This window comes from Mycobacterium sp. D16Q16 (assembly GCF_002013745.1).
In the GTDB taxonomy this organism is placed as follows: Bacteria; Actinomycetota; Actinomycetes; order Mycobacteriales; family Mycobacteriaceae; genus Mycobacterium.
Window position 1 is genome coordinate 72,141 of the sequence record NZ_MAEY01000015.1, and the last position, 17,882, is coordinate 90,022.

Sequence of the window (17,882 nt, forward strand, 5' to 3'; positions counted from 1 at the left end):
AAGGGCTCTGAATTTTCCTGTGGAACTGGCACTTTAATATTCCTCTTATCCACTCTGTCGCCAATGAGTATGTTCACCAAGAGATTCCGTCCGCAGCTCCGCGTTTCGCTGAATCTTCGATCTGGGCGCGGCTGATGTCCGCGCCGAGCGGCACCACGCAATCCACGAGTTCACGTGGCCACGGGCAGGGCTCCATGCGGCCGTCGACGTGGCGGGCGCTCGCCCATATCTGCTCTCCCTTGGCCACGAGCTCACCGCCCTTTTCACCAGGAACGCCAATCCGCTCAAAGCGGTACTCCCCCTTCATCAGATGCATCCGAACCCAAGGCACGGTCAATCTGATGGCGACGAGGTCACCGAAGTGCAACTCCGCGATGAACTCGCAGCTGCAAGACTGGGTGAGCATCACGTAGTCACCGGAGATATCCGAGCTGAAAACCGGGGCGCCGAGCTGTCCACATTGCTCGCGGCATTGGCCTTGCCAATCGATCAGACGCGCGTAGTAGACCGGCCCCACGGCACTTGTGTCCCCCGCAGTGACACGGTGTTCGATGGTGAACCACGACTGCTGTGGCCGCGACCGCCCCTGTACCGGTATTTGAAGCAATGCCGAACTCATGAGTACCACTCCTGATAGGGGATTTCGGATGGGAGGTAGTCAATCGGGTGGATAGTCAAGTTGGTGACCGTGAGCAGCGTGCGCCCATCGGCCGACGCCACGGCGCGGCCACACGCGGCGTCGTACGACAGGTCGACGCCTGCCGGATACCGTTCAGCGAGTGTCACATCGGTGCACGCAGCGTAGAAGTCGATACGTTCGGCGGCGGTGGGCACGGCCATGATCTGAGTGCCGTCGGGCTGCGGCGGGTAGCCGAAGAGCCGAAGTGTCGAGTCGAGAACCAACGCCGGGAATCGCAACCGTGCAAAGATACTGTTCGCCTGAGCATGTGGGCGGCAGATGGCGGATGCACCGGCCGAATCACTCGCAGAGCGATGGAGTGTGCGCCAGACACCGGATAGTTGCGCCGAAACATCCGGCCGAACCGCCGGGTCGTCCTCCAATAGCGGCGCGCTCCGGACGGCCTGCGCCGGTGGAGACGTGGAGAACCGACCAAGATGTACCCGAACCCTGCAGTGCAACCGATCGGGTACCAGTACCCGACCATCCCGCGTAACGACATCGGAACGAAGTTCAATCCAGACATCCTCCGGGCCAATGGTTTCAGCGGTAACCCGGCACATGGCGGCGGGCACGTCGGCATAGACCGGTGCAGCGATCTGCAGGTCACTGAAGCCAGTGACCTCTAGCTCTGGATTCAGTGACGATGCGGCTTCGGCCGCCATGGCCAGCATCATCACGGCGGGCAGCACGGGCCTGCCGTCAAAGAGATGCTCTGCCAGGTAGCCGTCGCGCGTCGAGCTCGGGCACCAAACCCACTCGGCGGCAGCCCTTGTAGTCGGTTCAACAGGATCCAGGAGCGGTCCGGACTGCTCACGTTCGCATCCCCCGTCCGGGACGGCGTCGGCGAACGCCGGTGAGATTCCGTAGAAGGGAACCGGATCCAACGGATGCGGCACCGCCAGTTCCGAGAGCATTAACGCCGCGCCATGGTCGTTGGTGATACCCGTGAATTTGTACTGCCGACTCAGCTGCTCGGCGATATCACGCACCATTCCCGTTTCGGTCCACAACCCCCATGCGGGAGTGAACTCGTTCCCATCTTCGTACCTTGCTGCCGCACAGAGATATTCGTTCGCCGACACATAGTCGGTATCGCCACCACAGCCCAGCAGGGCACTGCCCGAGCCAAAGTTGCACCACAGGGCCGGCGGCGGGTCGCTGAACGCCTCTTTGAGGTGGTGGTAGCCCGCCACCTTGATATCGCGGACGGCGCGGAATTCGTCTATCGGCTTGTGAGAAACACTGGCAGAGTGGATTCGTCCGGCACCGTGAATGAGAAAGTCGACACGGTCATGCCGGGTGCGCACGGTCTTGGCCGCGCGCTGCACCTGCTCGCGGTCGCGCACATCGCACACCAGATAGTGGACATTCTCGACACCGCACAGATGCTCGAGCAGACGCAGTGTTCGCCGGATCTCGCGTGCGCGCAGTAATGCCTCGAACCTGGCGTTCAGGGAAATTATCGTTGCGGTGGAATCGATCTCCCGTTCACGTGCCAGGAACTCGGCGCGCCTTGCGGCGAGCTCCCCTTCGCCGGCGGTCAGGATGTCAGCGGGCACCGCATCGTCGGGCGTCGTACCTAATAGCCACACCACCGGCCGCGCCCGTGACGCCAACGCGGTCACGACCGCGGCTGTCGCGCCCCGCGCCCCTCCGGTAGCCACGATCACCGGCTGGCGCTCCCACGGGAGACGACCGCCACGGCGCGATTCAGGAAGAGGTGCGGCACATAGTTTTTCGATATAGCGCAGTCCCTGGCGGTAGTACACGACTGCCCGGTCACGCGCGCTCGCGGATTCGGCGGCAACCTGCTCCAGTGCCGTCCTGAGCGCTGCATCCGTCACGACGGCGAACACCGGGTTTGGTATCTCGTGTGCGAGGGCACGCACGAAGCCGGTGATAAGGGTCATGTATGGATGAATACTCTCGCGGCGCAGCGGGTCCAGGAGCAGCGCCGTCACCGTGCTATCTGCTGGTGGTTTCTCCCCCAGCGCGGCAGCGGCCACCAGCGCACACTCCTGCAGAGCCAACAGCTCTGGTGCCGGCGGTGCAGGCCACACGGATCCGGGTACCCGCACCGACGCCACAATCAGCAGCCGCCGGAAGCGAGTACCCATTGCCGCCATCGCAGCGTCAATAGCTGCCTGTGGCCCGTCATCCGCCAGTATCAGTACATCATCGCTACCAACGCCCGCCGCAGCGGTGCACACTATCGGCGCGCCAGCAGCACACGCGAATTGCGCAAGCTGTTGCGCGATTTCAGCGCTATGGGTGAGCACCAGTGTGCCGGGCTCGATTGCTGGCAGGCGTTCGTGGACCGGCTGCGCGTCGGCGCGCCGTAAAACCATCACCGAACGCTCAGGGAGCGATACGGCCGGGCCGGTTTCAGCACCGGCCGGTTCGACCCGAACCAGCGGTGCAGGGTCCAGGTTGTGCACGGTGATCGGATCCCGGTGCCCCATGCCGACGGCCCGCAGCACCGCAAGAGCGCCATCCGCACCCAAGTAACACCGCTGCACAGCTCCTGGTACACCGATATGACGTCCTGTGCGCGCAGCATCCGTGCGGAGGATCGCCCGAATAGGCCAACCACTCTTCTCGGCGACCGAGCGACGTGTAAGTGCCAGCATTACCGCACCTTCGGCGAGTTCATCGGGCGCGAGCCCACTGAGGCCGGCCATGAACTCGGTGCTATGCCCGTTCAGCCCAATAACTATGGCGAAATCTAGTTCCCCCGATGACAGATACCGCTCGGCGGCGTGCAGGGCTCCCTGCGTGGATGATCGTCCGCAATCGACGTTCATCGCCATGCCGCCCAGCCGATACCGATTCACCACCATCGAGGAGATGATGTTGGTGAGCTGACCTGTCATGCTCCTTTCATTCGCTTCGGGCAGCTTGGTGTTCAACGTGGCCAGCTCGGCTTCCAACTGCGACATGTCTTCCGGCGTGTCCGCCAGCGCGGCACGTAGATCGTCGGCGCCCACCCGCACGGAGTACTCGACCATGGCCCGGGTGGGGCCGGTGTGGCCAGTGAAAACACCAGTACGCTCACATGTTTCGCTCCACAGCTCGCCGTGTTGGCCGACGAAGTCGCGAACGACCGCGAGCCCCATCAGATGAGTCCGGTCGATACTGCGCGCATTGACCGGCGGCATACGCAACTCCGAAATCGGCGGCAGCGGGTAGTCGGGACCGAATGACCGGGATGGTGCGACCCCGTCGCCACACAGCCAGTGGGTGATCTCATCCTGCGATACGGAGCCAGGGAAATGCACCGAACTACCGACCAACACCATGGGGTCGTCCAGGACAGCACCCGCACCGCGCCTCGGCGCGGACAGCGGTGGCTCGCTTTCTGAGTCCGGTGCCTGTACCAACAGATGAGCGTTGGTGCCGCCGAAACCGTACGCACATACGCCAGCAATACGGCGCGCCGCTGGTGACGCGGACCAGGACACAGACTCAGTCGGAACCACGATCCGGTCGGTACGGGCGGTTGACGGAAACTCAGTGAAATAGCGTTCGCCGGGAATTTCGCCGTGTCGCATTGCCAGCACCGCATGAATCACGTTGAAAGCCCCGGCAGCCCAGGCGCCGTGCCCAATGAGTGGCTTGTTCGAGGTGCACCACGTTTGGCCGGAGCCGGCTGCACCTGTCAGTGTTTCCAGCTCCACATCATCGCCCACCCTGGTACCGGTACCGTGCGCGACGAACCACGTAACGGCCTCGGGCTCGACCGCGTTCACCGATCGCGCCCGGTCCACTGCTCGGCGCTGCCCCTTCGGCGACGAGGCCATGACGCTGCCCTCACCGTCCGCAGATCCGCCGAATCCAGCCAGCAGCCCCAGGATTTCATCGCCGTCGGCCAACGCGCATTCGCGCCGCTTGAGAGCGACTACCGCGGCGGCGTCGGAGAACAGCACTCCGGCGGCGTCGGTGTCGAATGCCCTGATCTCGCCTGTGGTCGATAGGCCCCGTAGCTTCGCGAACAGCACCATGTCACGACGCGAACCGATGTTGGCACCGCCGCACAACACGACGTCACGCTCGCCTGCCAGCAGGCTCTTGACGCCGAGATCGACGGCATACAACGAGGACGAACACGCCGTGTCTACCACGAGCACATCGCTGTCCTCCGGCAATAGATCCCGGCAGGCCGCACGCACCATGCGGTCCGGGAAGGCATCCACCGCCCGCCCGGGTGCGTGCCGGTACCTCCCTCGCAGGGCTTCCGATGAGGACCGCTGAGCGGCCCGGGCAGTGGCCATCAGAATGGCGTCTTCCAGTGCGAGTCCACCTGGCTGAGCACCGATGTAGGCGCCCAGCCGATCGCCCTGGTTGATCGTGAGCGAGTCCATCGCCTGCAGCAGGCTATGGCGCAGGAGGACAGCGGTACGGTCTGCCCCGCCCCAATAGCCCAGGGCTTGTTCCTTTGCCAAGTCTGGGTGAGGATCGAAGTCACCCAGGAAACCTCCGACGCGGACGTAGGTTTTGTCTGGCGTTGACGGGTCCGGGTGGAACCAGTGGTCGAGGTCTATGTGGCTGGGTTCGCGCAGAGTGTTCCGCGAACCGCAGAGCACTCGCCAGAAGTCCTGCGGGCTGCTGACACCGGGCGCGACCAAACCCATACCAACCACCGCGACGCTGCCCTGCGAGGTTGTGGTCACACTGATGCTCCGTTTCTCCCAAGGGTCTCCATCAGCCCTGCCAGGTCCGGAATCGTGTTGTAGTCCCGCATACGCATCTCGGCCGGTGGGGTCGGCAAGTTGAACTCGTCCAGCAGGCGTACCAGCAGTTCGGTCTTCTTCACCGAGGCGATGCCGAGGTCGGCCTCCAGATGCGCGTCGTCGGTGAACACGTCTTCGGGATATCCGAGCGAGGCGGCAAACAAGGCTCGGAGCCGAGCCAGCAGTGCCTCCCGGCCGGGTAATGCTGATGTTCCAACACCATTTGCCGGCATCACTGCCGGTGCCGCACCGTTCGTCGCCCCCGCAATTTCCGTGGACGGCCGCACTAGGTGAAGGTCGCGAGGAGACGCCGGCGCTGTCACGCCCGAGAGAACGTCCAGAATCTCGACGGCACTGCGCGCCACCGGAGGCGGTCCCAGCAATGTGACGCCGGCCGGAAGACTCTCACGGGCCGAATCTGTCAGCACCGAACGCACCCCCACTTCGATGAATGTCCGCACCCCGCAGTCGTCGTACAACGTCCTGATTGCGTGGAGATAGTTCACCGGGTCGGTCAGATGCCGTTCGACAATTCGACGAGCGTCGGCTGCGTGGTCCACGAACCGCCCGAGTATGGGCGAATACACCCTAATCTTGGGGTCGGCGATCCGGTATGTCGCCGCGGCTTCCGCCACCAGATCGGCAGCACGCCGAAGGATTTGGTTGTGATGCGGGTAGCGCACCAGTAAGCGGGTTGCTTGCACACCGGCCGCGCGCGCCACCGCCTCGAGCCTCGGCAGTTCTTGATCAGATCCCGAAATAACGGTCTGTACTGGGGAATTCGATAGAGACACCGTTAGCGATAATCCACCCGCCGCACCACAAAGATGACGAGCACGAGCGCTACCGGTCGCCAGCGCAACCAACCCGCCCGAGACGTTAAGCTCGGCCAGTGCGACTTCTCGTTCGCAAAGCACGCGCGCACCGTCTGCCACCGACAGCGCGCCAGCGGCTGCTAGCGCGGTAATCTCGCCGGTACTGTGCCCAAGCAACACGTCGCCTTCGGTTCCCCTGGCACACATCGCCTGGTACATCACATAACCGGAGACATAGGACGCCAGGTGCAAGAGCGTTGGCGTCTCGGCAAGCTTCTCGATTGACGCACCGTTTGGGTCCGTCAACGGCCCCGACACGGACCCAAGCCCGTAGTCGGCAGCAACCTTATCGACCTCGGCCAGGATCCCTACGGCACGGGGTGCATCCAGTGCCAACTGAGCGAACATGCCTGGCGCATAACCACCCAATCCTGGAAATTGAACAAGCGTTGTCATCACATACCTCCCGAAGATCAATCCGTCTCGAGCAGCCACCGTATGCGGCGGCTACACCCACTCGGCCAAAACACCTGGCGTGCAATGGAAGATTCGGCCTTGGGTAGACCGCAATTGGCAATCTCTGCCTGATAAGCCCGGACCCGCCAGGCCCAAGATCGGCGTACGCAAGCTCCAAATTTCTCTTGAGAACCGACGGCCAAGGGAGTTGGACGGTGTATACGCACTCATCGAGCAGACACGCCGGGTTCACAGGCGATAGATCAAACCACCGAAATGGAACGCGTCCACACGTACCGCCGGGGAACTTTTGGTTCCGACTATCGCACTTCGCTCATTGCGTAACCGTTGAAACCCGCGAGGTGCGAGAGCCTTACGAGATCTCGTCTCAGCAGCTGATTGTCACGCCGCAGCAGCGATCGCAGGGTTCGATGGGCGTCGGTGTCGTAGCGCAGATCCTCATCGGAACTATCCGCGGCCTTCGTGAGCTCGAAGGCCGCACCCATTTCGTCGTGAAGACCCGCGAAGGCCCTCGCTGTCATAATGTGAAAGCGAGCCCGCTGCCCCGCGGCGCACTTTTCGGACAGCACAGTAGACGACGCTGCCTGAATGACTCCGTCAAAGTCACTGCAGGCCAAGGCGGCCTCCATTCGAGTGAGCCCCACCTCGTCGCGGCCAAAACCGACCCCATGCACCTGGCGATGCTCACCGAGTCTTACTGCGGTGTGTTCCGCGGCGGCCAGCAGGCGCTTAGCCTCCGCCGGATCCGGCACGGTGGCGGCAGTCTGCGCGGCGAGCAGCTGCAAAGCCCCACGTAAGGCAGCATCATCATCGGCGCCACCCGTCTCGTCAGATGAAAGACCTGCGGCAGCGGCCAGTGCGTACCAGTGACCGTCGCCCGCTCGTCCCCACTGAATCAGGGCGTCGGCGACATGCCACGCGCTGGCAGCCACCACTATCGGCTGATTGCTCGACCCTGCCAGCAACATAGCGCGATCGGCCGCAATGAGAGCGAGGTCATGGGCACCCGCGCGGCTGCATAGCTCCCGACACAAACGGTAGAGCCGGATCAGATCTGCAGGCCCGTCGGCGCCATCCGAGTACCAGTAATGCTGTCGCATCTGAGCGAGAGCGATAGGCAGCTGCTGTGCCAATTGAGAATAACGTCCCCTGGGTCCACTCCAAATGCTCTCATAGAGATCCAGTGCGGTCGAAATATCAACCGCGGGCGCGGCCTGACTACGCCGGCTATTGCCCTCCCGGAGAACCGCTGCGTTGATAGCGGGATGATCGAGAATCGCTGATCTCATTGGACGCAACAAGTCTGTGACCGTCCGGCACTGCGGCATCACTTGGCCCGCCGGCCAATCGATCAAGTCCCGAAAGTCTTCGATGCGCAAGGCTCTGGCCAACCGCATGATCACTTCAACGCTGTCCAGACGTAACCGTCCGGTTTCCACGAGCCTCAACCACTCTTCACTGCGCCCTACGAGATTGGCCACGAGTCTGCGCGAAAGCCTAAGCTCCAAGCGCCGCAACTCAATTCGTTCACCCACCGCAAGGTCTGACGAACTAGCGCCACCGGCAGCGCTCATCGGCCTGCCGAATGGGTCATTCCCGGCCGCCTTCGCCCTGATCGACGCCAACGCCCGCCGTATCGCACCGATGTCTCTAACAGCCCACCATTGAAGTGGTATTGCACTGTCACTAAATGAAATACAGCGCGCATACCACATCCCCGATAATGTTGCATATACGCGCTCCCCTCATGGAAATTACGGCTGCTATTTACACCCGTAACCGTTCCGTAGACCCGCCGATTCCCTGATTCTGCCACCAAGATCACATTTGTGCGGTGACGGTCTCCGAAATGTGCGCATCCCGAAACACGACGGGCACCAGTTGGGCCCCAAAGATATTCGACAATCGCACCGCCAGTCGGCCCGACCGCTATCTGGGTTACAGCTAGCCCCAGATAGCCCACGGTGAGCCGATTCGCCCATGTGCAGTCTCAGATTCAACTACCGCACTTCGCGGCTCATCGAGCGCCTTCACGGCAGCTAACCTCACGAGACCCGAGAGTTACTGCAATCAGGCTTATCTAACGATCAATGCACTGTTTTCTCGATGAGACATAGAGGCTTGTTTGTCTAAGCCTTCACACCGGACGATGCCGTCGGGTTCATATGCTCGACCATTGTGACAGCGCAAGCGCACAGCCCTCGACACACAGCCACGCACGGTGTTGGACCGAACATCGCCCCCGGGGTCGGTACTGCCCCACGGCAGATCCGACGCGCGTCCTGCGCTCGCATATACCGCACGCCGCTGCCAAAATATGCTGATGCGCAGTAACTTCGGACATTCCGCCGGCTACAAATGGGCGGATGTATCCTACTGCCGCCCAAGTGATTTCATGCCCCCCGCCGCGGGACAGAGGCCATCCTTGTCTGTGGGAGCCTTTCCCACAGGGACGACGGGGCAATTCCAACTACATGTGTGACACTGGTCGGCGGTTAGTGTCGTGCCACAAGGTAGTGGCAGGTGTTTTCCAGGACATAGGAGCCGTCGTTGCGGCGGTATGGCGCAATCGATTCGGCTATTGTGGTGGCGACGCGATCCCGTCCGGCATGGTTGATTGCTAGTGCTGCCGGGCCGGTTGATAGCAGACCGCGCAGCGCGGTACCCAGGTCGGTGTACTCCCAAGGGCAGGACACCACGCGATGCCCGGTCAGAGCTAATCCGGCCCTGGTCACAAGAACATCCAGCGCATGGGGATCGGATGCGTCCAGTGGCGTTGATGCTGTGGATATTTCGGGCGGCAACAGGCCGCCGAGGTCGAGCAGGTACGTGATGGCGTCACATTCGTTTGGCGGGCCCCATGTCGCCAGCACCAGGTAACCATCGGGCCGCATGACCCGGATGGCTTCATCGATCGCGCATGCGGGTTCGCTGGCGAAGTGCAGGCAATTGAAGGCAGTAACCACGGTAAAAGCACCGTCCGGAAATGGAAGGTCCTCCATATCGCCGACTTCGAAACTCCCCGAAGGTGTCTTCTTTTGTGCGACCTCCACCAACGCCGGACAGGCGTCCAACCCGGTGACTGTCGCGCCCCGGCAACTGGCCAGGTTGGTGAAGTCGCCGTCACCGCAGCCGATGTCCAGCAGCGAGCGGCCTCGCCATGGGTCCAACTCGTCGAGGACCGCAAGAGACACCGGTCTGATGGTTCGCTGTTGGACATCAACCCAATCCGAGGCGCCAACTCCCCAAAGCTCACCCTGAAGTTCTGCTGACCGCATTTCGCCTCCGGTTGGGGTCAATGGAGGGTGGACGCTATCCGCCGGCGACGGCGGTATAGAACGCGATTCGATCGTCTGCGGATAGCGCCATGGCGCCGTCTGGTTGCTGGATGAGTTCGTCGTTGAGTACCACCCGGTGGGCCTGACGAAGTTGCCCAGTGTTGTCCAGCAGCACTCGTTTGATCTCTGGAATTTGGGCCGTCAGTTCTGCGAGTGCACCGCCGAATGTGGTCGCTGGTACCGACACTGAACGGCTATCGGCCGCGCGTTGCAATATTCCACTGAACTCGAAGATCATGGCATGTTCTCCGTTCGTCTCATTCTTTACCCGGCTCCCGCTGAGTCGGGACATTTCGGTGATCAGCCAATGCGCCCTGTGCCGGTACCGGTTACGCGCGCATGCTGGCCGTGATCAGACGTGGACAAGGTTCGACGGGCGACTTGCGCGTGCCACCACTCCTGCACCGAGATTGATTTCCAAGATGTCCTGCGTGCCGGCGGCAAGTGCCAACCCTGAGAAATCGCGCATGTACCGGCCCAGATGCGGGTTTCCGTAAAAGCCGTATCCACCCAGCACGTTCAACGCCCGCTCCAGTACGAACCGGATCTGTTCAACGGCAAAGCACTTGGCCGCGGAAACCACGGGATCGAACACCGGCTCAGTCCTGCCCTCCGCGACGCGGGTCAACGCGTGATACAGCATGGCCCGCGCCGATTCGACTGCCACATACATGCGCCCGAGCGAGGCCTGCACGTTTTTCAGCTCGGCTACGGTTTCCCCGTAACGGACGGTGCCGGCCAACTGCGCTGCGCAGTCATCTAAGACTGCTTGGGCGCGTCCCAGTGGGGCGCACGCGATCCACAGCCGCTGGTTGCTGAGGAATCGTTGAGCGTGCGTAAGTCCGTCAGTCGCCTCGAGTATCCGGCCGGCGGGCAACGGAACGTTGTCGAAGGTGACTGATGCGGCGCCCGCCGTCTTCATACCTAAGGGTTCCGATGGCGTCACCGTGACTCCGGGGTCGTCACTATGCACCAGGCACGCCTGCATATCGCCGGTCTCGTCCAGTGCATAGGTGAGGAAGAAGTCGCTCATTTGACCACCGGTTATATAAGACTTATACCCGTTCAACACATAGTTATTTTCTTGCCGCAGGAGCACTGTGCGGAATGAGAACGCATCAGCGTCTTCGGTGTATGCGATGCCTGCGCCGCAGCGACCCTGGGCGACTGGTATCGCATACTTTTCGATCAAATCGGAACGACCAGATTCGCAAATAAGCCGGGCAATATCCACCTGGTGATTCATGATCAAAGGCAAGGCTGAATCTCGGCAGAGGTAGCCGATTTGTTCTAACACCATTCCCCATGTCAGTGCATCGGCTTCTTCACCCCCCGCCTCACGTGGCAGGGAAAAGGCCTGAAGACCCGTCACCCCAGTGGCAAACATTAGCTCAGATGGCGGTGGAAGTCTCGCATCATCTCGTTCAACTACAGTCGCCCCTATCTCTGCCAAGAGATCCCCCCAGCGGGTTTTGACCAGGTCAGCGACCTCGGCCCGGCGAGCGTCCCTATCTAACACAGCCCTCAGCTCCAATCATCAACAACCAGGACACGAACGGCAAGCAGAATCGCGCACTGGCAGCCAGTTAAATTGACCAGTGCTAAACCACAAGATCAATCATTAAAATTGGTTAACGACAGCCCCCTAAGAGTCACCGCGCCATCCCCAGAATGTACTTCCAGCCTGGGGCTGAATTTACGATCATTATGAGTATAATAAATAGTGTGACCCACCGATGGGCAAGAATCAATACTCTTCGAACACGTCCATTAGGTCACGACAATTTCCACATTAGCTCGATGCCGAGCATGCACCGATAATGCCGGAAATAGGCTTTGCAGAGGAATCTATTGGTACGAAATTCCGAAAATCTTGGGGGCATCGGCTTCGTCATCGGGCACTGAACGGACCCCCACCCGGAGGTGCTATCGCTGCGCTGGGATCACCAGTTGATTAGAGGAGTCCGTACGTGTCATCACCGAAATTGATGCCGCTGGTCGAACCAGCCGCTGAGCTGACCAAGGACGAAATCGCCCGCTACAGCCGACATTTGATTATCCCGAACCTGGGGGTGGACGGGCAGAAGCGGCTCAAGAACGCCAAGGTGCTGGTGATCGGCGCGGGCGGGCTAGGCTCGCCGGCACTCCTCTATCTTGCGGCCGCGGGTGTCGGCACGCTCGGGATCGTCGACTTTGACGAAGTGGACGCCTCGAACCTGCAGCGCCAGATCATCCACGGAGAGTCCGACATCGGCCGCTCGAAGGCCGAAAGCGCGCGTGACGCAATCGTCGAGCTCAACTCCGGCATCGTCGTCCGGCTTCACAAGATCCGGCTTGAGCCGGAGAACGCGATCGAGCTGTTCGCCGAGTACAACCTGATCGTCGACGGGACCGACAACTTCGCTACCCGATACCTGGTCAACGACGCCGCGGTGTTGGCGCGCAAGCCCTACGTATGGGGCTCGATCTATCGCTTTCAAGGACAGGTATCGGTGTTCTGGGAGGACGCACCTGAGGGGCGCGGCCTTAACTATCGCGATCTGTACCCGGAGGCCCCACCGCCGGGCATGGTGCCTTCGTGCGCTGAGGGCGGCGTGCTCGGCGTGCTGTGCGCCATGATCGGTTCGGTCATGGTGACCGAGGCGATCAAGCTGATCACCGGTATGGGTGAATCATTACTTGGCCGTCTGATGGTGTATGACGCGCTGGAAATGAGTTACCGCACCATTGCGTTGCATCGTGACCCCGAGCGTCAGCCGATCACCGAATTGATTGACTACGAGGCGTTCTGCGGTGCGGTGTCCGAAGAAGGACAGGCCGCAGCGGTGGGGTCTACCATCACTGCGCCCGAGCTGAAGGAGCTGATCGACACGGGCGACGACATCGAGCTGATCGACGTGCGTGAGCCCGCCGAATGGGACATCATGCACATTGCGGGCGCCAAGCTGATACCGAAGGACCGTTTCCTCTCCGGTGAAGCGCTCGCGGATTTACCGCAGGACCGGCCGATCGTGCTGCACTGCAAGACCGGTATCCGATCCGCGGAAGTCCTCGCCCTTCTCAAAAAAGCGGGCTTCTCGGATGCCACGCATCTGCACGGCGGCATAGTCGCGTGGGCGAACCAAGTCGACAAATCACTACCCGTTTACTGACCTCAACGCGTACGCGGACGCCGGTGCGGACACCCTGATGGGTATCCCAGCGGCGTACAGCACCGAGGACCGCTTGACGCAGCTGCGCCTGCTCGCCGAAGCAGCGGAACGCTCCGGAGCAGGCCAAGACCGCCAGTAAACCGCGCGCCTCAAGGATCAGGACGTCGCGGCAGGGATCTAGCCCCGGGTTATGCGGATTTAGGCCGGGGACGCAGTGCCTGCACCAGGTAGTCGATGCCGGTGAGGACCGTGAGGACCACCGCCAGCCCCATGAGGACCATCGCAGCGGTGTGCCAATTCCCCGTCAACGGCAGCAGATAGCCGGCGATCGCCAACGACTGGACCATGGTCTTGAGCTTGCCGCCCCGATTTGCCGGGATCACACCATGGCGGAGCACCGAGAAGCGCAGCACCGTGATTCCGACCTCACGTACCAGGATGACCGCGGTCACCCACCACGGGAGATCTCCGAGCATACTGAGCCCGATCAGCGCCGCGCCGATGAGCGCCTTATCGGCGATCGGGTCGGCGAGCTGGCCGAATGGGGTGACCAGCCCATAGCGGCGGGCGAGTACGCCGTCGTATCGGTCGGTGGCGATGGCCAGCGCGAACACCCCGAAAGCGGCAATGCGCCAGGAAGATTGGTGCCCGCCCTCGGTGAACAAGACGACGATGAACACCGGTATCAGCACGATGCGCAGCACCGTGAGAATGTTGGCAATGTTCAGCAGCGGCACCGGCGCAGCCGAAGCCTCGGAATCAGGCTGGGTTTCCGGTGGCATCGGCACGTCAAACACCCTATCTGTTCTGGGGCTGGCTACTGTTCACGCATGAGCGCTGAAGGTACATCCGGCATCTCAGGGAATCTGGGGCACACGACTCCCACGGTGACCGTTCGCCGGTCCCGTACCTCCGATGTGCCCGCCATCAAGGCGCTTGTCGACGTCTACGCCGGACGCATCCTGCTGGAGAAGAACCTGGTGACGCTGTACGAGGCGGTCCAGGAGTTCTGGGTGGCCGAACTCGACGGGGAAATCGTCGGCTGTGGCGCCCTGCACGTGCTGTGGTCGGACCTCGGTGAGGTGCGCACCATCGCGGTGCACCCCAGGCTCAAGGGAGCCGGAGTCGGGCACGCGATTGTCAGCCGCCTGCTCGATGTCGCCAGGGATCTGGAACTCCAAAGAGTGTTCGTGCTGACTTTCGAGGTCGACTTCTTCACCAAACACGGATTCCGCGAGATCGAGGGCACCCCGGTGACCGCCGAGGTGTACGAGGAGATGTGCCGGTCCTATGACACGGGCGTGGCCGAGTTCCTCGACCTGAGCTACGTGAAGCCCAACACGCTGGGCAATACCCGGATGCTCGTCCACCTCTGATTCCGCGCATCAGGGCCCTCGCGGCGCCATCGTCGGCCATGATCGGGGCATGCCACGACTGCGCCAAGTGTCCCGCGCCGAAACCGACGACCGACTTGTCCATCGCATGTACGACCAGATCTTCGGCGATCGCGATCCGGTCACCGCTCCGGGGACCACTACCGGCACACCCGGTGACTGGTGGACGGTTTTTGCGCTCGTGCCCGACGCCCTGAAGCACTCGGTCCAGGGTTTCGCGTTCTACCGCAGCCCCGATCGCAAGCTGGATCCGGTTTTGCGTGAGCTCGGACAGACCCGGGCCGGCTGGGCACGTCGCAGCCAGTTCGTCTTCTCCCAGCACTGCAAATCGTGCCGCATTGTCGGCATCTCCGAGGAGATGATCTCCGCGATCCCGTCGTGGAGTACCGCCGAGTGCTTCACCCCCGCACAACGGGCAGTACTGGCCTACACCGACTGCCTGGTACTGGACGGCGGACGAGTACCCGACGGGGTGTTCACCGCGCTGAAAGCCCACCTGTCCGATGAGGAGATCCTGGAGCTCACCTACATCACGGCCATGTACGAGATGCACGCGGTGATGAGCACGGCGCTGCGTTTGGAGTGGGACAACCGCGAGGAGCCGATCGTGGAAATCGCCGCTCCCGAAGGGTTCACGTCCTTCGATGTGGGCGACGCCATCGCATTGCGGCGCGACGACGACACCGAGAAGTCTTCGGGGACTTAGAAGTCTTCCGGCACTCCGCCGTCGTCTTCGTCTTCCTCGTCGGCTCCCCCGCCGCCACGGATCGAGGCCATCACACTGCCCAGATCCTCGGGTTTCACCATGACCTCGCGCGCCTTGGATCCCTCACTGGGGCCCACGATTCCGCGTGTCTCCATCAGATCCATGAGGCGGCCCGCCTTGGCGAAGCCGACCCGCAGCTTGCGCTGCAGCATCGAGGTCGAGCCGAATTGACTCGACACCACGAGCTCGACGGCCTGCAAGAAGGCGTCCATATCGTCACCGATGTCAGGATCGACATCGTCCTTACCGGGACCGCCGCCGACCTTGGCGGCGGTGACGCCCTCGGTGTAGTCGGGCTCGGCCTGTTCCTTGGCGGCTGACACCACGGCGCTGATCTCTTCATCGGTGATGAAGGCGCCCTGCATGCGAATGGGCCGCCCGGCCCCCATCGGCAGGAACAGTCCGTCACCCATACCGATGAGCTTCTCGGCGCCTGGCTGGTCCAGGATGACGCGGCTGTCGGTAAGCGATGACGTCGCAAAGGCAAGGCGCGATGGCACATTCGTCTTGATGAGGCCGGTGACGACGTCCACCGACGGGCGCTGAGTGGCCAGCACCAGGTGGATACCGGCCGCACGTGCCTTCTGGGTGATGCGCACGATGGCGTCCTCGACATCACGGGGCGCGGTCATCATGAGGTCGGCAAGCTCGTCGACGACGGCGAGAATGAAGGGGTACGGGCGATATTCACGCTGGCTGCCCAGCGGTGTGGTGATCTCGCCAGAGCGCACCTTCGCGTTGAAGTCGTTGATGTGCCGGACCCGGCTGGCCTGCATGTCCTGGTAGCGCTGCTCCATCTCCTCCACCAGCCACGCCAGAGCGGCCGCGGCCTTCTTCGGCGAGGTGATGATCGGGGTGATCAGGTGCGGAATACCTTCGTAGGGCGTCAGTTCCACCATCTTGGGGTCGATCAGGATCATCCTGACCTCCTCCGGCGTGGCGCGTGCCAGCAGTGAGACGAGCATCGAGTTGACGAAGCTCGACTTACCCGAACCGGTAGATCCGGCCACCAGCAAGTGCGGCATCTTGGCCAGGTTGGCGGAGATGAAGTCGCCCTCGATGTCCTTGCCCAGGCCGATCAACAGCGGATGGTGATCCCTGCGGGTCTCGGGCGCGGTCAGCACATCGGCCAGCCGCACCATCTCCCGGTCGGTATTCGGCACCTCGATGCCCACCGCGGACTTGCCGGGGATCGGCGCGAGTAGGCGCACGCTATCGGTGGCCACCGCATAGGCAATATTGCGTTGCAGCGCGGTGATTTTCTCCACCTTGACGCCAGGGCCGAGTTCCACCTCGTAGCGGGTGACGGTGGGGCCGCGGTTGAAGCCGGTGACGGCCGCATCGACCTTGAACTGCTCCAGTACCCCGGTGATCGCCGCGATCATGTCGTCGTTCGCCGCGCTGCTCTCTTTCGGCGGGTCTCCCGCGATGAGCAGATCCAGCGAGGGCAGCACATACGGGCCCTCGACCACCCGATCGACAACGGGCATCTGTGCTTTGGGCTTGGCCTTCTTGGTCGGTTTGACCACCGGTACTGGCTTGGGCGCGGGTGCGGCGGGAGGCTCGGGGGCCGCGGCTCCCTCTTCCTCGAGCGGGTAGTTCTCCATCGGCGTTGTCCCGCGCTTGAATTCGCGAGTCGCCTCATAGTCGTCTTCCGGCTCGAGATCCTCTTCATCCCACTCCGGGTCCAGGTCCTCGTCGTCCCACTCGTCATACTCCTGGGGCGAGAACATGTTCCGCAGGGTGTCGGGGATGTCGCGGATCGTGGTGCCGGTCAGCAGTAGTACACCGAAAACGATCGCCATCACGAGCAGCGGCGCGGCGATCCAGGCGGTGAGGCCCTGCGCGAGCGGTCCGCCGATCACAAAACCGACGAATCCTCCTGCGGCCGAGCGCCCCTCCGGGGAATCGGGCGAACCCGCGAACAGGTGCCACAGGCCGAGGATCGGCAGCGCGACCATGGCGAAGCCGAGCAGCAGGCGCGGACGCTCCTCCGGGTTCGGCTCGGTGCGCATCAAGAACACGGCGATGACGAGTGCGATGACCGGAACCAGCGCCACACCGGAGCCCACCACCGCACGGAAGACATCGTCAATCCAGCCGCCCACCGGCTTGGCGGCGTGGAACCACGAGCTCGCGCCCACCACGAACGCCAGGCCCAGCAACGCCAGCGCGATGCCGTCGCGCCGATGGCCATGCTCGATGTCGTGAGCGCGGCCCACCGACCGGAACAACGACCCGACGCCATGGGCGCAGGCATGCCACCCGGTGCGCGCCCCGCGGCCCAACGCCACCAATGGCGTCGTCCAGTGCTGGCTACGACGCTGATTGCGGCGACGGGGCGCCGGACGACGGGTCGGCGCAGTGTTGCGCGACCGGGGTCCCGGCTTGGTGTTGCGGCCGCGCGAACGGCTGACAGTCTTACTCGCCATGGCGACAGCCTAGTCGCAACAGTCACATCCGCACCATCTGCAACACGGGTAAAACCGCTAGTAAGCAAATGTTTTGTCACCTACGCGAGGCCGCCC

Annotated in this window: 12 protein-coding genes; 3 read left to right on the forward strand and 9 right to left on the reverse strand. The window is 62.5% G+C overall.

From position 1 onward, the window contains the following. Nucleotides 1–73 precede the first annotated feature (73 nt). The 7 genes from B4394_RS16700 to B4394_RS16730 form a co-directional block, all read right to left on the reverse strand. On the reverse strand, nt 74–619 hold the full coding sequence (locus tag B4394_RS16700; RefSeq protein ID WP_078310989.1) for an acyl-CoA thioesterase: 546 nt from the start codon (nt 617–619) through the stop codon (nt 74–76). Continuing rightward, nucleotides 616–5,352 (reverse strand): SDR family NAD(P)-dependent oxidoreductase, encoded by a 4,737-nt coding sequence (locus B4394_RS16705; protein ID WP_078310990.1) that lies wholly within the window; start codon nt 5,350–5,352, stop codon nt 616–618. Before B4394_RS16705 ends, B4394_RS16700 begins: the two co-directional genes overlap by 4 nt. Then, nucleotides 5,349–6,683 carry an acyltransferase domain-containing protein gene (locus B4394_RS16710; RefSeq protein WP_078310991.1) on the reverse strand — a complete coding sequence of 445 codons (1,335 nt, stop codon included), beginning with the start codon at nt 6,681–6,683 and terminating at the stop codon, nt 5,349–5,351. The genes B4394_RS16705 and B4394_RS16710 overlap by 4 nt, the downstream gene beginning before the upstream one ends. A 320-nt stretch (nt 6,684–7,003) precedes the next feature. Then, on the reverse strand, nt 7,004–7,804 hold the full coding sequence (locus tag B4394_RS16715) for a hypothetical protein (protein WP_286142101.1): 801 nt from the start codon (nt 7,802–7,804) through the stop codon (nt 7,004–7,006). 1,395 nt (nt 7,805–9,199) lie between these two features. Next, complete coding sequence (locus B4394_RS16720; RefSeq protein WP_170915007.1) at nt 9,200–9,898, reverse strand: class I SAM-dependent methyltransferase; 699 nt, start codon at nt 9,896–9,898, stop codon at nt 9,200–9,202. A 118-nt stretch (nt 9,899–10,016) separates the two neighbouring features. Then, nucleotides 10,017–10,280 (reverse strand): MoaD/ThiS family protein, encoded by a 264-nt coding sequence (locus B4394_RS16725; RefSeq protein ID WP_170915008.1) that lies wholly within the window; start codon nt 10,278–10,280, stop codon nt 10,017–10,019. A 114-nt stretch (nt 10,281–10,394) separates the two neighbouring features. Next, the gene (locus tag B4394_RS16730; protein WP_170915009.1) at nt 10,395–11,561 is read right to left on the reverse strand and encodes an acyl-CoA dehydrogenase family protein; all 1,167 of its coding nucleotides are present in this window, start codon (nt 11,559–11,561) and stop codon (nt 10,395–10,397) included. A gap of 469 nt (nt 11,562–12,030) precedes the next feature. On the opposite strand from B4394_RS16730, the gene moeZ reads away from it, so the two are divergent. After that, entirely contained in the window at nt 12,031–13,194 is a 1,164-nt protein-coding gene (gene moeZ / locus B4394_RS16735; RefSeq protein ID WP_078310996.1) for an adenylyltransferase/sulfurtransferase MoeZ, read from the forward strand. Nucleotides 13,195–13,382: 188 nt separating this feature from the next. Here the strand turns inward: moeZ and pgsA are convergent, their stop codons facing one another. Next, nucleotides 13,383–13,982: a CDP-diacylglycerol--glycerol-3-phosphate 3-phosphatidyltransferase gene (gene pgsA, locus B4394_RS16740; protein WP_078311141.1), complete on the reverse strand. Its 600-nt coding sequence runs from the start codon at nt 13,980–13,982 to the stop codon at nt 13,383–13,385. A 42-nt stretch (nt 13,983–14,024) separates the two neighbouring features. On the opposite strand from pgsA, the gene B4394_RS16745 reads away from it, so the two are divergent. Both B4394_RS16745 and B4394_RS16750 read left to right on the forward strand, forming a co-directional pair. Further along, nucleotides 14,025–14,570, forward strand: coding sequence for an amino-acid N-acetyltransferase (locus B4394_RS16745; protein ID WP_139360260.1), 546 nt, complete (start codon nt 14,025–14,027; stop codon nt 14,568–14,570). Between the two features lie 49 nt (nt 14,571–14,619). Then, on the forward strand, nt 14,620–15,294 hold the full coding sequence (locus B4394_RS16750; protein ID WP_078310997.1) for a carboxymuconolactone decarboxylase family protein: 675 nt from the start codon (nt 14,620–14,622) through the stop codon (nt 15,292–15,294). Here the strand turns inward: B4394_RS16750 and B4394_RS16755 are convergent. After that, nucleotides 15,291–17,786 (reverse strand): FtsK/SpoIIIE family DNA translocase, encoded by a 2,496-nt coding sequence (locus B4394_RS16755; RefSeq protein WP_078310998.1) that lies wholly within the window; start codon nt 17,784–17,786, stop codon nt 15,291–15,293. The two genes, B4394_RS16750 and B4394_RS16755, sit on opposite strands and share 4 nt — an antisense overlap. Between the last annotated feature and the right edge of the window lie 96 nt (nt 17,787–17,882).

Coding starts and splice junctions, on each gene's coding strand:
- B4394_RS16700 (WP_078310989.1), bottom strand. CDS start 619: ATGAGTTCGGCATTGCTTCAAATACCGGTACAGGGGCGGTCGCGGCCA.
- B4394_RS16710 (WP_078310991.1), bottom strand. CDS start 6,683: ATGACAACGCTTGTTCAATTTCCAGGATTGGGTGGTTATGCGCCAGGC.
- B4394_RS16715 (WP_286142101.1), bottom strand. CDS start 7,804: ATGCGACAGCATTACTGGTACTCGGATGGCGCCGACGGGCCTGCAGAT.
- B4394_RS16725 (WP_170915008.1), bottom strand. CDS start 10,280: ATGATCTTCGAGTTCAGTGGAATATTGCAACGCGCGGCCGATAGCCGT.
- moeZ (WP_078310996.1), top strand. CDS start 12,031: ATGCCGCTGGTCGAACCAGCCGCTGAGCTGACCAAGGACGAAATCGCC.
- B4394_RS16745 (WP_139360260.1), top strand. CDS start 14,025: ATGAGCGCTGAAGGTACATCCGGCATCTCAGGGAATCTGGGGCACACG.
- B4394_RS16750 (WP_078310997.1), top strand. CDS start 14,620: ATGCCACGACTGCGCCAAGTGTCCCGCGCCGAAACCGACGACCGACTT.
- B4394_RS16755 (WP_078310998.1), bottom strand. CDS start 17,786: ATGGCGAGTAAGACTGTCAGCCGTTCGCGCGGCCGCAACACCAAGCCG.